A 13,749-nucleotide genomic window follows, 5' to 3' on the forward strand; every position below is an offset into this window, starting at 1 on the left:
CCCGGACGCCCCGACGGCGGCCGTCGGGGCGTCAGGGTGGTCGGCGGCGGTCAGCCGACCTGGTTGTTGTCCTTCTGCGCGCCCCAGCCGTGCCAGCGGTCGATCTCGATCAGGGCGCTGACCCGGGCGCGTTCCCGCCGTGGGTACGCGTTGCCCGTGTAGTGCTTCGACAACCGGTCGATGTCCGCGAGACCCTCGTCGGGGCGCAGCTCGGCGACGTGGCCGATGATGCTCACGTGGGTGTACCAGCCGGCCTCGTCCAGCACGGTGAGCGAGACCCGGGGGTCGTTGCGGACGTGCTCCAGCCGGCGGCGGCTCTCGTCCATGTTCACCAGGATCCGGCCGTCCTCCCACAGGTACCAGGTGGCGGCGGACACCGGCTGACCACCGTTGCGCAGCGTGGTCATGACGGCGGGGTTCGGCTTCTGGAGCATGGCGACCGCGGCCTCGGGAAGCGGTGGCTTGGACATGAGGTCTCCTCGTCGCGACAGCGTTTACCCCTGCACGTTACGCACCACCGGTCCCGATCGCGCTCGGATCGGCTTCGTGGCGCGGCGACCCGTACCCACCCGACTGCCGAGCCGACGCCGCCTGCGGCGAAGATGTGGTCATGACCAGTCCCGCACTGCCCAGTCGTGTCGTCGTCACCGGTGCCACCGGCAAGCTCGGCCGAGCCGTGGTCACCCACCTGCGCGCCGTGGGCATCGACGTGCTGGCGGTGGACCGCGCCGGCGGGCGCGACCCGCGCGACGTGCACGGCGAGTTCCTCCTGGCCGACCTGACCGACTACGGGCAGGTGGTGGAGGCGTTCACCGGGGGCGCCGACGAACACGCGGGCGGCATCGACGCCGTCGTGCACCTGGCGGCGGTCCCGGCCCCCGGGCTGATGTCGAACGCGAGCACCTTCGCGAACAACTCGGCGGCGACGTACAACGTGTTCGCGGCGGCGCGGGCGGCCGGAATCAAGCGGGTGGTGTGGGCGTCGAGTGAGACCGTGCTGGGGTTGCCGTTCGACACCCCGCCGCCGTACGCGCCGGTCGACGAGGAGTACGCGCCGCGACCCGAGTCGACGTACTCGCTGAACAAGGCCCTGGAGGAGGAGATGGCCCGGCACTTCTGCCGGTGGGACCCGGAGCTGGTCATGGTGGGTCTGCGCTTCTCCAACGTGATGGACGTCGAGGACTACGCGCCGTTCCCCTCGTTCGACGCCGACCCCCGGCTGCGCCGGTGGAACCTGTGGGGCTACATCGACGCCCGCGACGGGGCCCAGGCGGTCGAGCGCGCGCTCGCCCACGACCAGCCCGGTGCCGACGTCTTCATCATCGCCAACGCCGACACCGTCATGACCAGGTCCAGCGCCAGCCTGATGGCGGAGGTCTACCCGGGCGTCGAGATCCGTAAGGAGCTGGGGGAGCACGAAACCCTGCTCAGCATCGACAAGGCCCGCCGGGTGCTGGGGTACGAGCCGCAGCACTCCTGGCGGAACCATGTCGACCGGGCGTAGGTCAGCGCGCCGCCTGGTAGGCGCGGCCCACGGCGGTGGCGGTGCTGCCGGTCCGGAACAGCCCGCTCTGATCCTTGTCCGTGGCGGGCAGGCCGAACCACGCGTACCGCTGTAGCCAGGCCAGGCCGCCCAACATCTTCGTCGCCGCGGTGAGGAACGCGGCCTGCTGTGCCTGGGTGGGGAAGCGGACGCCGTTGGAGAAGTCGATCAGGGCGAACTCGGTGAGCCAGATCGGCAGCTGGTAGCGGTCGTGCACCGCCTGGAGGTACGACTTCAGCTGGTTGACCGCGTTGGCGGTAATGAAGTCGCCGCCGTACCAGTGCAGGGCGATGAAGTCGACGCGGTAGCCACGCTGTTTCGCCCCGGCCATGAACCGGTCGAGCCACTCGCCGGGCCGGTCGCCGCCCCAGGCCACCGCCGGGCTGCCCAGCGGAAGGCCGGTGGCCTGCAACTGCGGCCACAGCTCCAACGCCTGCTCGACGGTCATCTCGGCCTGGCCCTTCAGGTCCGGCTCGTTGAACCCGAGCAGGTAGCGGCCGTTGCTCTTGGCCCGTTGCAGGTTGGTGGCGGTGACGCTCTTCGCCCCCCAGATCATCGGGACGAACTCGGCGCCCTTCGGGCTGGTGACGCCGGAGTGGGCCACGTCCCAGGTGTAGTACCAACTCGCCCCGGAGTTGGCCAACGCCTGGCTGACGCCGTCGAAGGTCCACACCCCGACGCCCTTGCGCTTCGACGTCACCGCCGGCGCCGCCGGGGCGACCGGCCGTCCGGTCGTCGGCTTCGCCGTCGGCGTCGAGGTCGGGGTCGTTCCCGCCGGGCTCGTGGTGGCGGCGGGCGTGGTCGCGCTCGGTGCGCTGGGCTGCGGGCTGGTGACCGGCGGCACGTCGAGCGCCTGCGTCGCCGCGGGGGCGGGCGTCGGCCCGGTCGGCTGCACCACGACGATCACACCGGTCACCAGGACGGCGACCACGGCGGCCACGACGAGCGGCCACAGCAGACGCCGCACGCCGATCGGGAGGCCGAGTAACCCGCGTCGCGGATCCGCGTGAGCGCCCCGGTTCCCCCTCACGGCGTCCGCTTCACCCTGACCGGTTGCGCGCATCGTCTCGACTCCTTCACGTGGTCGTACCGCTGCCTGATGTGGGCGATGACGGAAGATCCGCCATCTGCCTCCCCTCAGGAGACTGGCCGGCCGCGCCGGGATAACGATTTCCACCGCCGATGCCGGCCGTCGATCACCACCTGGTGTCCGACGGCGCGGCGGACGCACACCGTGCGCGTTACCACCCGGCCTGTGCGGTCAGGGTCTGACGCAGGTACGTCTTCGGCCTGGACCCCACGGTGGAGCCGACGACCTCGCCCTGACGGAACACGAGCAGCGTCGGCAGGGACATCACCCGGTAGGTACGGGTCGCCCTCGGGTTCTCGTCGGAGTTGAGCTTCGCCACGACCATCCGGTCGCCGAACTCCTGGGCCAGCTCGGCGAGGCTCTTCTCGATGGCCTTGCAGGGCGGACACCAGTCCGCCCAGAAGTCGACGACCACGGGCCGGTCGCTGGCCAGAACCAGCTCCGCGAACGTGTCGTCGGTGACGGTGACAAGCGAGCCTAGGTCCGTCTCCTGGGGCATGTTTCCTCCCGGTGTGCGATCGCCTGGGTGAGTTGGGTGTGCAGTTGCCGGCGTACCGCGCCGAGCCGGTCGATGACGGCGTCGACCTCGACGATCTTGCGCCGCAGCACCAGCACCGAGTCCGGGCAGACGTCGCCGGACGTGTTGCCGGCCCGGAGGCAGGCGACGAACGGGCGGACGTCGTCGAGGCCGAAGCCGACGTCGAGCAGCGCCCGGATCTCCCGTACGACGCGTAGCTCCGCCTCGTCGTAGACGCGGTAGCCGTTGGCGGAGCGCCGCGCCCGTACCAGTCCGTGCGCCTCGTAGTAGCGCAGCGTGCGAGGGCTCGTCCCGGCCCGCTCAGCCAGCTCGCCGATCAGCATCCGACCTCCTCCATCGGCCCGTGGCGACCACGCTAGACCTTGTCGTCGGCGTCAAGGCAAGGTGCCGCTGACGCCGCACGGCCGGCCGTACGGGCGCCGAAACGAGGCGACGGTCGTCAGCGGCGCAGGGTCGTCGACGGCGACTCGCCGAAGCGGCTGCGGTACTCCGTCGCGAACCGACCGAGGTGCGCGAAGCCGTGTTGCAGGGCGACCGTCGTCACGGACGCCCCCGGCGCCGCCGACCGGAGCGTGCGGTGCGCCGCGTCGAGCCGGCAGGCCCGCAGGTACGCCGTCGGGGTCGTCTGCAACTCACGGCGGAAACAGTCCTGCAGCGTGCGTACGCTCACCCGCAGCGCCTCGGCGACGTCACCGACGGTCAGTGCCTCGCCGTGGTGTTCGGAGATCAGCGCGCAGGCCCGGCGGACGAGACGCCCGGGGTGGGGGTGGTGGGCCGGCTCGGCGAGCAGGTGGGAATGGCTGTGCCGGTGGGCCAGCAACAGTTTGCCGATGAGCCCCTGTTCGAAGCGGGCTGCGACCTGCGGGTGGTCGAACAGGGACGCGTCCGCCGGCTGCGACAACTCGTCGGCGAGGAACGCCACCCCGCGTGCCCACGCCTGCGCCGTCGGGGTGGTCATGACCATGCCGATGTCGAGGTGGACCGGTTCATCCACCGGCCGGCCCAGCAGCCGGGCGAGTTCCCGGTCGACGGCCTGCCGGTCGGCGTAGAAGATCCGGTGTGGTGACCCCTCGGACCAGCGCATGTCCGACGGGTCGTACGGCGACAGGACCGAGGCGACGTCGGGTGTCGAGGTCACCGTCCGACCGGCGTGCCGGACCACCGTGCTGCCGGCGAGGGGGATCTGCACGAGGTAGAAGGTCTCCAGGGCGGGCGGTTGGATGCGCACCGCCTGGCCGTAGTCGAGGTCGACGACGCCGACACCGCCGGCCCGGCGCGCTGCCATCCGCAGGTGCACGCTGCGCACGCCCGTCTGCGGGGTGAGCCGGTGCGGACAGAAGACCCGGCCCACCTCGGCGCGAGCCTCGTCGACGTCGTCCGTCCGGACCGTGACCGCATCCATCGACACCTCCCGGGCGTCCCGTCGCGCTGACCGTACGGCCTGTCCGGGTCGAAACAGTCCCGAAAGCCGTCGACCCGACAGGAGAACGGTCCGGCTGCGTACTGCGGATACCGCCCGCGTCGCGCGGATAGCGACCCTCCCGGCCTGCTCGCTAGCGTGCGGGCACCGCGGGCGGTCAGCGGTGGCGCGGTTCGCGTACTACGGAGGAGACCATGAGGATTGCCGTCGTCGGTGCCGGATTCGCCGGTGTGAGCGCCGCGAAGGTGCTGCGGCAGAGCGGGTTCGACGTCACCGTGTTCGAGCGGGCGCCCGACGTCGGTGGGGTGTGGAGTCGTACCCGGCGCTACCCCGGCCTGCACACCCAGAACGACAAGGGCACGTACCACCTCTCCGACCTGCCGATGCCCGCCCACTACCCGCAGTGGCCGTCGGGTGAGCAGGTCCAGCGGTACCTGGAGAGCTACGTGGAGAAGTTCGGGCTGGCCGGCACGCTGCGCCTGGCCACCGAGGTCGTCTCCGCCGAACTCGTGCACGACGAGACCGGCTGGCTGGTCTCGTCGCGGCCGGCGGACGCCCAGGACCCGCTGACTGTGGAACGGTACGACCACCTGGTCGTCGCCAACGGCATCTTCTCCGACCCGCACGTCCCGTCCTTCGCGGGGCACACGAGCTTCGCCGCCGCCGGAGGGCGCGTGCTGGCGACGGGGGAGTTCCACGACATCGACGCGGCCCGAGGGAGGAACGTCCTCGTCGTCGGGTACGGCAAGTCGTCCTGCGACGTGGCGGTCCCGGTGAGCGAGGTGGCCGCCCAGACCCACGTGGTGGCCCGCGAACTGCTCTGGAAGATGCCCCGCAAGCTCGGCGGCGCGCTCAACTACAAGTACCTGCTGCTCACCCGCATGGGCGAGGCGCTGTTCCGCTACCTGCACCTGAAGGGGTTCGAGCGGTTCCTGCACGGCCCGGGGAACGGCCTGCGCCGACGCATGGTGGACAGCGTCGGCTCGGTCGCGACCCGGCAGTTCAACCTGCGCGAGCTGGGCCTGGTGCCCCACGGCAGCTTCGAGGACATCGCCCGCAGCACGGTCAGCCTCGGCACGGAGGGCTTCTTCGAGCGGGTCACCGACGGCCGCATCGCCGTGCACCGGGATCAGGTGATCACCGAGTTGCTGGTCGACCGGGGCCGGCCCGCCGCCCGACTGGCCGACGGCACGGTGCTCCCCGCCGACCTGGTGATCTGTGGCACCGGCTTCCGCCAGCACGTGCCGTTCTTCGACGACGCGTTGCACGCCCGGCTCCAGGACGAGGCCGGCAACTTCATGCTCTACCGCCAGATCCTGCCGATCGGCGTACCGCGGTTGACGTTCGCCGGCTACAACTCGTCGTTCTTCAGCCCGCTCAGCGCGGAGATGGCGGCGGTCTGGACGGCCGCGTACCTGCGGGGTGGGATCACCCTGCCGACCGAGGGCCGGATGCGCGACGAGGTACGCGCCCGGCTGGCCTGGATGACGGCGCGCACCAACGGACGGCACGCTCGCGGCACGAACATCATCCCGTTCTCGATGCACAACATCGACGAGGTGCTCGACGAGTTGGGGCTCAACGTCGGCCCGCTGACCCGGGCCCGGCAGTGGCTGTTCCCGGTGGATCCGGGCTCGTACCGCGGGGTGACCGCACAGATGATCCGCCGTACCGCCGACCCGGAATCCGCCATCGGCGACGAGGGCCCGATAAAGATGGATAAAGTGCGCAGATAGGGGACCACGCGGGACCGACCGGCGAGGAGGCTCGGGGACGATGGCAGCGGAACACGGTCACCGTCATGTGCCCGTGCCGGCGGCCGTGGCCGGCTGAGCTATCCCGCCGTCCGTGCTGACGCGCGCCGAGTTGTTCCGTGGGCTCGGGGACAGCAGAAGCCCACGCTCGGCGACCGTCCTGGAACTGCTCTTCGACATCGTCTACGTCTTCGCGCTGGCCCGCCTCGCCGGGCGGGTGGCCGACGACCTGACCATCGTCCGGCACACGCTGCTGTCCGAGGCCGGCCAGACGGTCCTGTTCTTCACGGCGATGTGGATGATCTGGTCGCTCAACGCTCTGCTGGCCAGCACCTACGACCCCCGACGTCCCGATCTCCAGGCAGTCCTGCTGGTGACGATGTTCGGCACGCTGGTGTTGGCGGTCTCGTTGCCGCAGGCCTTCGGTCAGCGTGGCGTCGTCTTCGCCTGCACCTACGTCGTCATCCAGGTCGGCCGGCCGCTCTTCCTGGCGTTCGCCCTGCGCGGTCACGTGGTGCACACGTTCTCGCTCCGGGTGCTGACCTGGCACCTGGCGTCCGGCGTGCTGTGGATCGGTGGTGGCATCAGCGGTGGTCTCGGCCGGGGCGTCTTCTGGACCCTCGCGCTCGCCATCGAGATGATCGGCGCCGCCACCACCTACCCCCTGCCCCGGATGGGCGGGAGACAGCTCAACAGCCTTGCGGTCACCGTCTCGGAGGAGCACCTCGCCGAGCGGTACAACCAGTTCTTCATGATCGCGCTGGCCGAGGTGGTGCTCGAAGCCGGCGCCGCCGTCAGCTTCCCCGGCTTCTCGACCGGGGGGACCATCACCCTCGTCGCCTCGTTCGTGGCGGTCGTCTCGTTCTGGCGGATCTACTTCTACCACGTCAGGTCCGGCCCTGCCTCGACCCCGAGCGGGGAGGGGATCCAACTGTCGCGGTGGGCGAGCTACAGCCTGCTGCTCATCGTCGGAGGCATCATCTGCACCGCCGTCGGCTTCGGGCAGGTCATCGAGGATCCGCACCCGCCCATCGACTGGGCGCTGGTGGCCATCATCTTCGGCGGCCCGGTGCTGTTCCTGATCGGGCGCAGCACCCTGGAGCGGGAGAACCGGTCCGCGCCGCGATGTCGGGCGCTATACCTCGGCGTGGCGGCGCTGGTCGTGGCGGCTCCGCCGATGGTGCTGCTCCCGCCGGTCGCCGTGGCGGCCGTCGCGGCGGTGATCCTGGCCGGCATCACTCTGTACGACCAGCAGGCCCACAAGCGGGGGGCGGAGACCAACCCGACGCTGTGACAGTCGTTGCGGGCCGGCGAGCGCGGCACGTATGGTCGTCGGGCACGCCGTCGAGTGGGAAGGAGGTCAGAACAATGTCCGATGTTCTGCGCCCCCTCCGCGCTCCGGCGTCCGCGCGGATCTGACCCGGGGCGCGCGCTTCCCGGAGGACCAACCAATGACTGATCTGGTCATCCGCCCGCTCGTCGCGGGCGAGGAAAACCTGTTCGACTCCATGCCCGATCCACTGCCCCAACTGCGCCAGGTCGCGTACGCCGACGGGATCGCCGGCGGTGGCTACCGGCCCGAGACCACCTGGGTCGCGCTGCGCGCCGGCCGGTTGGTCGGTCGGGCCGCCTGGCTCCGTCCGCCGGGCGCCGTCGGGGCCCCCTGGCTGGAGCGGTTCGATCTGGCCGCCGAGCCGGAGGTGGGCGCCGAGTTGCTGCACGCCGCCCACGAGGCGCTCGGCGGTCCCGGTCTCTACCACGCGGCTCTGCCGGCGCACTGGCGGCGTCGACCCGAGGTGCTGGCCGTGGTGCGGGCACCGATGGAGGCGGCCCGGCTCGTCGGGCTGGTCGAGCGGGGGGAGCGGCTCCGGTGTTCCTGGACCGGCACGCCCCTGCCGGCGTCCTCCGGACGGTACGACTTCCGGACACCCGTCGACCTGGCGGAGATCAACGCCCTGGTCGCCCGGATCGCCGAGCCGGACGTGCTGACCGGTGTCGAGATCGCGTGGGCGGTCGGCGGCGTCGACCTCGCCACCGACCCGTTGGCCTGGCTGGGCGACGCCACCGAGAGGTGGCGCATCGCGCTGGCCGCCGACGAGCCGGTCGGGTTGGTGGGAACGTTCGGCGACGCCTGCTACCCACTGCTCGCCTATCTCGGCCTCTTCGACGAGGCGGCCCGTCCCGAGTTGCTGGCCGAGGCGGTCCGGGTGCTGGTCGTCGGCGGCGCCCGCGAGGTCATCGCCGACGTGGACTCCCACCGGGTGGCGGTGCTGGCGGAGTTGGAACGGACCGGCTTCCGGCAACTGCGCTCCCGGGTCACCTTCGCGCCGCCGCACGCCACGGAGTAGCTGACGGGGGTGCGCCCGGTCACCCGGGCGCACCCCCTCGGCCAACGCCGAGCAGCGCTCCTGCCAACATCTGACCGTGCCGGTGATCATCGCGCTTCTCGTTGGCGGGTTCGCGCTGGTCGGCGCTGTGGTCGCCGGGCTCTGTCTCTGGCCGGTGCCCCGCCGTGGGCTACGGGTCGCGCCGCCGCGACCGCTCGACTTCGACACGGCCACCCGCGCCGCCGAGGCCAGCATGGCCGCCGAGGCGGCGGATCCCGAGGTTCGGCCAGAGTCGCGCAGCCGCCTGCTGAGCCACGGCTCCCGTACCGGCCGGGCCGTGCTGCTGCTGCACGGCTACACCCTCGCGCCCGAGCAGTACGCGGGGCTGGCCGAGGAGTTCTTCGACCGTGGGTACAACGTCTGGGTGCCCCGGGCACCGCGGCACGGGACCGTCGACCGAAAGGCCCACCACCGGGTCGAGGCCGGTGAGCTGACGACGTACGCCGCGCAGGCGTGGGCCGTCGCGGAGGCCCTGGGCGACGAGGTCGGTGTCGTGGGAATCTCCGGCGGCGCGGTGCTGGCCACCTGGCTGGCCCAGGTGCCCGGCAACGTCGTACGGCATCTGCTGTTGCTCTCGCCGTTCTTCGGCCCGAACCCGCGGCAGGCGCCGGCCTACGCGGTCAGACCGCTCATCACGCTGTACGGGCGCCGGATCCTCCGGGACCGCGTCACGTCGCGCGGCTACTCCGTCGCCGCCGTCACCCAGTACCTGACGATCGCCCGTACGCTGCCGAAACCGCCTCGACGGACCGGTCTGCGGACCGCGGCGGTCGCGATCAGCCCACTCGACGCCGTGGTGGACCTCCGAGCCGCGGTGGACGTGCCCCGCCGGGTAGCCGACGCGAACGCGATCCCGCTCGAGGTGTGCACGCTGCCGGAGGTGCTGGGCGTCGAACACAACACCCTCAACCTCGCCTCCCTCGGCACCGACGGCGACGAGTGGCGCCGACGGTACGTCGCCCTCTACGAGGGTGCGACGACGTCGGCGACCGACGCGTCGACCTCCCGGTAGCGCCCCGGCCCGGACGACGTACCCCCTCGCCGGACGGTGCTCACATTGTCGGCGAGGTGACGCCGTTGAACACCGGCGGGGCGTAGCCGGTGGGCTTGTCGCCGATGCCGAGGCCGGGGCTCACCACCCAGGACTGGTACTGCGGGGTGAACATGGCGTACGGCAGGCCGAGGTTCGGCGCGCTGGCCTCGTCGAGTCGGCGACGGGCGTCGGCCGGGATCTCGAAGTCGAGCGCGCCGAAGTTGCTGGCGATCTGTTCGGGGGTGCTCGCCCCGATGATCACGGAACCGACGGCGGGCTGGGTGGCCACCCAGTTGATCGCGACCTGGGCCATGCTGCGACCCAGGTCGGCGGCCACGCCCTCCAGGGCCTCGATGACCTTCCAGGCGCTGGGGCTGATCTCCCGACCCGGCGCGTCGGGGTTGGTCAACCGGCCGGTCCCGCTCAGGCCCTCGTTGGTTCGTCGGTACTTGCCGCTGAGCAGGCCGCCGCCGATCGGGCTGAACGCGGTGATGCCCATGCCCAGGGTTTGGGCCATCGCCACGAACTCCGTCTCGATGTCCCGGCCAGCCAGGGAGTACGGCAGCTGGACGTTGATCATCGGGGCCAGCCCGTGCGCCTCGGCGTAGCTCTGCGCCCGAGCCGCGTACCAGGCCGGTACGTCGGAGAGTCCGGCGTACCGGATCTTGCCGGAGCGCACCAGGTCGTCCAGGGTGTGCACGACCTCCTCCACCGGGGTGATCCGGTCCCAGGTGTGCAGCAGGTACAGGTCGATGTAGTCGGTGCCGAGCCGGCGCAGTGAGGCTTCCACGGCCCGCGTGACGTGCTTGCGACCGTTGCCGCTGGCGTTCGGGTCGGTCGGGTCGACGGTGTTGGTGGCCTTGCTGGTGAGCACGACACGTTCGCGGACGCCGGCCCGGTCGATCAGTCGGCCAAGGATCTTCTCGCTCTCTCCGGCGGTGTAGAAGTCGGCCGTGTCGATGAGGTTCCCGCCCGCCTCCAGGTACCGGCGGAAGATCGGCTCGGATTCCGCCTCGGTCTTTCCGTACGCCGCGTGGAAGCCGTCGACGCCGAAGTTCATCGTGCCCAGCGCCAGCCGGCTCACCCGCAGACCGGAACGCCCGAGCAGGTAGTAGTGGTTCATCGTGGTGTCCTCCCGATCGTGGTGTCGGCCCGCCGCGGACCGCGCGTCCCTGACCTTTGCTCGGCAAAAATGGACCCGCAAGTCCAAAAACCGGGGTAGGGTTGGACCCGCAGGTCCAGACCAGGAGGTCTCATGACACGGGCGTTGACCCGCAAGGGCGAGGCGACCCGGGCGCGCATCGTCGCCGGGGCGGCCGCCGAGATCCGCGAGCGGGGCGTCGACGAGGTACGCCTCGAGGACGTGATGGCCCACACCGGCACCAGCAAGGGCCAGCTCTTCCACTACTTTCCAAACGGAAAGGACGAGTTGCTACTGGCCGTGGCCGAGCACGAGGCCGATCAGGTGCTCATCGACCAGGAGCCGATGCTCAGCAACCTGACGTCCTGGCCGGCCTGGCTGGCCTGGCGCGACCGACTGATCGAGCGGTACCTCGCGCAGGGGGTCAAGTGTCCGCTCAACGGTCTGCTCGGCCAGACCGGCCGGCGGGCGCCCGGCGCGCAGGCGATCGTGACCGGGCTCATGTGGCGCTGGCAGAAGGCGATCGCGGAGGGAATCCGGCAGATGCAGTCGACCGGGGACATCGCCGCGGACGTCGACGCCGACCGCGCCTCGGCGGCGCTGCTCGCCGGCATCCAGGGCGGTGTGCTGCTGCTGCTCTCCACCGGAAAGATCGATCACCTCGAAGCCGTCCTCGACCTCACCATCGAACGTCTGCGGGCAGGTGCCCGCAGCGCCTGATCGTGTCAGGATCTGCTCGTCCGGCCGTACCGGTCACGGTCGGAGAGGGGGCGGTCGATCATGTCGATTGGGACGGTGGCAGCGCTGGTGGGCGGTGGGATCGGGCTCTTCGCCGGGCTGCTGCTGCTGATCATCGGCGGGCTGGGGCGTCGCGCCCGGGCCGGTCGACTGGCAGGCCGGTACACCTCCCGCCGGGGAAACTCGTCGGACAACAGCTCGTCGAGCATGGGCGGGAGCTGAGCCGAGGCCGACGGGCGTCGGGTTATCCTTGCGCCCGAGTCGCCGGAGATCGGAGCAGACGTGGCAGGTGACGACGACATCTCCGGGTGAGCACCCGGACCGGCCGCCGACGGGCGCGTGATCGCGCCACCGTCGCCGCGGCCACCGTCGTCATGCCCTGCTCCCGCCGGGGCCGCCGGTGCGCGCCCCGGATCGACGTTCTCCGAGGTTCCCCATGTCTGTTCGACCTGCTCTCATCGCCCAGGACCTCGTCCGGGTCCGCGGTGACCGCCGGGTGCTCGACGGCGTCTCGCTGACCGCCGCCTCCGGTCACCGGATCGGCCTGATCGGTGAGAACGGCACCGGCAAGACGACCCTGCTGCGGGTCCTCGCCGGCGTCGACGAACCCGAATCCGGCACCGTCACGCGCCCACCGGACGTCGGTTTCCTGCACCAGGAGCTGCCCTTCACTCCAGCCACGACCATCGCCGCTGTCCTCGACGACGCGCTGCGCGAGGCTCGTGCCGACCTCGCCGAGCTGGACCGGGTCGGTGCCACGCTCGCCGTGACGCCGCAGGGCACCGAGCGGCACGACCGGCTGCTGGCCGCGTACGGCGAGGTTCTGGAGCGGGCGCAGGACCGCGACGCCTGGGACGCCGACCGGCGGGCCCGGACGGTGCTCGACGGCCTCGGCCTCGGCGGGCTACCCCCGGACCGGGCGCTGGGTGCGCTGTCCGGTGGGCAACGTGGCCGGCTCGCCCTCGCGGCGATGCTGATCCGCCGGCCGGGCGCGCTGTTACTCGACGAGCCCACCAACCACCTCGACGACGCGGCGGCCACGTTCTGCGAGGACGAACTGCGGGCCATGCCCGGGGTGGTCGTGGTGGCCAGTCACGACCGGGCCTTCCTGGACGCGGTGTGCACCGATGTCATCGACCTGGACCCGGCCGTCGACGGGCCGGTTCGCTTCGGCGGCGGCTATTCGGCGTACCTGGCGGCGAAGCGCGCCGAGGCCGAACGGTGGCGCCGGGCCTACCACGACGAACAGGCGCTCCTCGCCGACCTGCGCGAGGCCGCCGCCGTGACCGGGCATCAGGTCGCGCACGGCCGCGCACCGCGTGACAGCGAGAAAATGGGGTACGGGCACACCGCCGGCCGGGTCCAGAACCAGGTCGCCCGTCGCGTCCGCGACGCCACCCGTCGACTGGAGAGAATCGAGCGTGACCCGGTTCCCGTTCCGCCGCGGCCGTTGCGCTTCCACCCGTCCGTGCTCGCCACCGGGGACAGCGACGAGGTCGTCGTCACGGCGGACCGGCTGGAGGTCCCCGGTCGGCTGCGGGTGCCGCACCTGAAGCTCCGGGCCCGGGACCGGCTGCTGGTGACCGGCCCCAACGGTGCGGGCAAGTCCACCCTGCTCGCCGTCCTCGCCGGTCAGCTGACCTGCCCCGGCGGGCTCTGGCGACGACCGGGCCTGCGGGTGGCCCTGCTCGCCCAGGACAGCGTCTTCGCCGATGCCTGGCGGACGGCCCGGCACGTGTTCGACGCGGCGGTCGGCCCGGAACGGGCCGAGGCGGTGCCGCTGTCGTCCCTCGGACTGCTCGCCCCGGCGGATCTCGATCGCCCGGTGGCCGAGCTGTCGGTCGGTCAGCGTCGTCGCCTCGGTCTCGCGGTGCTCGTCGCCGACCCGCCGGAGCTGCTCCTGCTCGACGAGCCGACCAACCACCTCGCACCGACGCTCTGCGACGAGCTGGAGGACGCGCTGGGCACCGGCCCGGGCGCCATCGTCGTCGCCAGCCACGACCGCAGACTCCGCTCCCGGTGGTCAGCCCGAAAGCTGCCCCTCCCGCTGGCCCTCACCTGAACCGTTGATCATGAAGTTGTCGCCTCCGCTGCGGCGTGTCGTG

Annotated in this window: 14 protein-coding genes; 8 read left to right on the forward strand and 6 right to left on the reverse strand. The window is 71.5% G+C overall.

From position 1 onward, the window contains the following. Window positions 1-50: 50 nt before the first annotated feature. Window positions 51-470, reverse strand: a complete 420-nt coding sequence (locus AB0J33_RS08375; RefSeq protein WP_196926210.1) for a PPOX class F420-dependent oxidoreductase — start codon at window positions 468-470, stop codon at window positions 51-53. A gap of 140 nt (window positions 471-610) precedes the next feature. Here AB0J33_RS08375 and AB0J33_RS08380 point away from each other — a divergent pair, with 140 nt between their 5' ends. Then, the gene (locus AB0J33_RS08380) at window positions 611-1,504 is read left to right on the forward strand and encodes an NAD(P)-dependent oxidoreductase (protein ID WP_363611282.1); all 894 of its coding nucleotides are present in this window, start codon (window positions 611-613) and stop codon (window positions 1,502-1,504) included. A 1-nt stretch (window position 1,505) separates the two neighbouring features. Here AB0J33_RS08380 and AB0J33_RS08385 read toward each other — a convergent pair whose 3' ends face one another. The 4 genes from AB0J33_RS08385 to AB0J33_RS08400 form a co-directional block, all read right to left on the reverse strand. Further along, a complete protein-coding gene (locus tag AB0J33_RS08385) occupies window positions 1,506-2,510 on the reverse strand; it encodes a glycosyl hydrolase (protein WP_363611284.1) in 1,005 nt (334 codons plus the stop codon). A 274-nt stretch (window positions 2,511-2,784) separates the two neighbouring features. Beyond that, complete coding sequence (gene trxA, locus AB0J33_RS08390) at window positions 2,785-3,132, reverse strand: thioredoxin (protein ID WP_363611286.1); 348 nt, start codon at window positions 3,130-3,132, stop codon at window positions 2,785-2,787. Next, window positions 3,111-3,494 carry a MerR family transcriptional regulator gene (locus AB0J33_RS08395; protein WP_363611288.1) on the reverse strand — a complete coding sequence of 128 codons (384 nt, stop codon included), beginning with the start codon at window positions 3,492-3,494 and terminating at the stop codon, window positions 3,111-3,113. Before AB0J33_RS08395 ends, trxA begins: the two co-directional genes overlap by 22 nt. A gap of 116 nt (window positions 3,495-3,610) precedes the next feature. After that, complete coding sequence (locus AB0J33_RS08400; RefSeq protein WP_363611290.1) at window positions 3,611-4,573, reverse strand: AraC family transcriptional regulator; 963 nt, start codon at window positions 4,571-4,573, stop codon at window positions 3,611-3,613. Between the two features lie 212 nt (window positions 4,574-4,785). Here AB0J33_RS08400 and AB0J33_RS08405 point away from each other — a divergent pair, with 212 nt between their 5' ends. From AB0J33_RS08405 to AB0J33_RS08420, 4 genes are all read left to right on the forward strand, one after another. Beyond that, on the forward strand, window positions 4,786-6,327 hold the full coding sequence (locus AB0J33_RS08405) for an NAD(P)/FAD-dependent oxidoreductase (protein ID WP_363611292.1): 1,542 nt from the start codon (window positions 4,786-4,788) through the stop codon (window positions 6,325-6,327). A 112-nt stretch (window positions 6,328-6,439) separates the two neighbouring features. Next, complete coding sequence (locus AB0J33_RS08410; protein WP_363611295.1) at window positions 6,440-7,639, forward strand: low temperature requirement protein A; 1,200 nt, start codon at window positions 6,440-6,442, stop codon at window positions 7,637-7,639. 157 nt (window positions 7,640-7,796) lie between these two features. Beyond that, entirely contained in the window at window positions 7,797-8,693 is an 897-nt protein-coding gene (locus AB0J33_RS08415) for an acetyltransferase (RefSeq protein WP_363611297.1), read from the forward strand. 76 nt (window positions 8,694-8,769) lie between these two features. After that, window positions 8,770-9,744 (forward strand): alpha/beta fold hydrolase, encoded by a 975-nt coding sequence (locus tag AB0J33_RS08420; RefSeq protein ID WP_363611299.1) that lies wholly within the window; start codon window positions 8,770-8,772, stop codon window positions 9,742-9,744. A gap of 40 nt (window positions 9,745-9,784) precedes the next feature. Here the strand turns inward: AB0J33_RS08420 and AB0J33_RS08425 are convergent, their stop codons facing one another. Continuing rightward, complete coding sequence (locus tag AB0J33_RS08425) at window positions 9,785-10,888, reverse strand: aldo/keto reductase (RefSeq protein ID WP_363611301.1); 1,104 nt, start codon at window positions 10,886-10,888, stop codon at window positions 9,785-9,787. Window positions 10,889-11,020: 132 nt separating this feature from the next. On the opposite strand from AB0J33_RS08425, the gene AB0J33_RS08430 reads away from it, so the two are divergent. The 3 genes from AB0J33_RS08430 to AB0J33_RS08440 all read left to right on the forward strand — a co-directional run bounded on the left by AB0J33_RS08430 (window position 11,021) and on the right by AB0J33_RS08440 (window position 13,706). After that, window positions 11,021-11,626, forward strand: a complete 606-nt coding sequence (locus tag AB0J33_RS08430; protein WP_363611303.1) for a TetR/AcrR family transcriptional regulator — start codon at window positions 11,021-11,023, stop codon at window positions 11,624-11,626. A gap of 60 nt (window positions 11,627-11,686) precedes the next feature. After that, window positions 11,687-11,866, forward strand: a complete 180-nt coding sequence (locus AB0J33_RS08435; protein ID WP_363611305.1) for a hypothetical protein — start codon at window positions 11,687-11,689, stop codon at window positions 11,864-11,866. A 214-nt stretch (window positions 11,867-12,080) separates the two neighbouring features. After that, complete coding sequence (locus AB0J33_RS08440; protein WP_363611307.1) at window positions 12,081-13,706, forward strand: ABC-F family ATP-binding cassette domain-containing protein; 1,626 nt, start codon at window positions 12,081-12,083, stop codon at window positions 13,704-13,706. Window positions 13,707-13,749: the final 43 nt, after the last annotated feature.

This window comes from Micromonospora sp. NPDC049645 (genome assembly GCF_040675155.1).
Lineage (GTDB): Bacteria > Actinomycetota > Actinomycetes > Mycobacteriales > Micromonosporaceae > Micromonospora.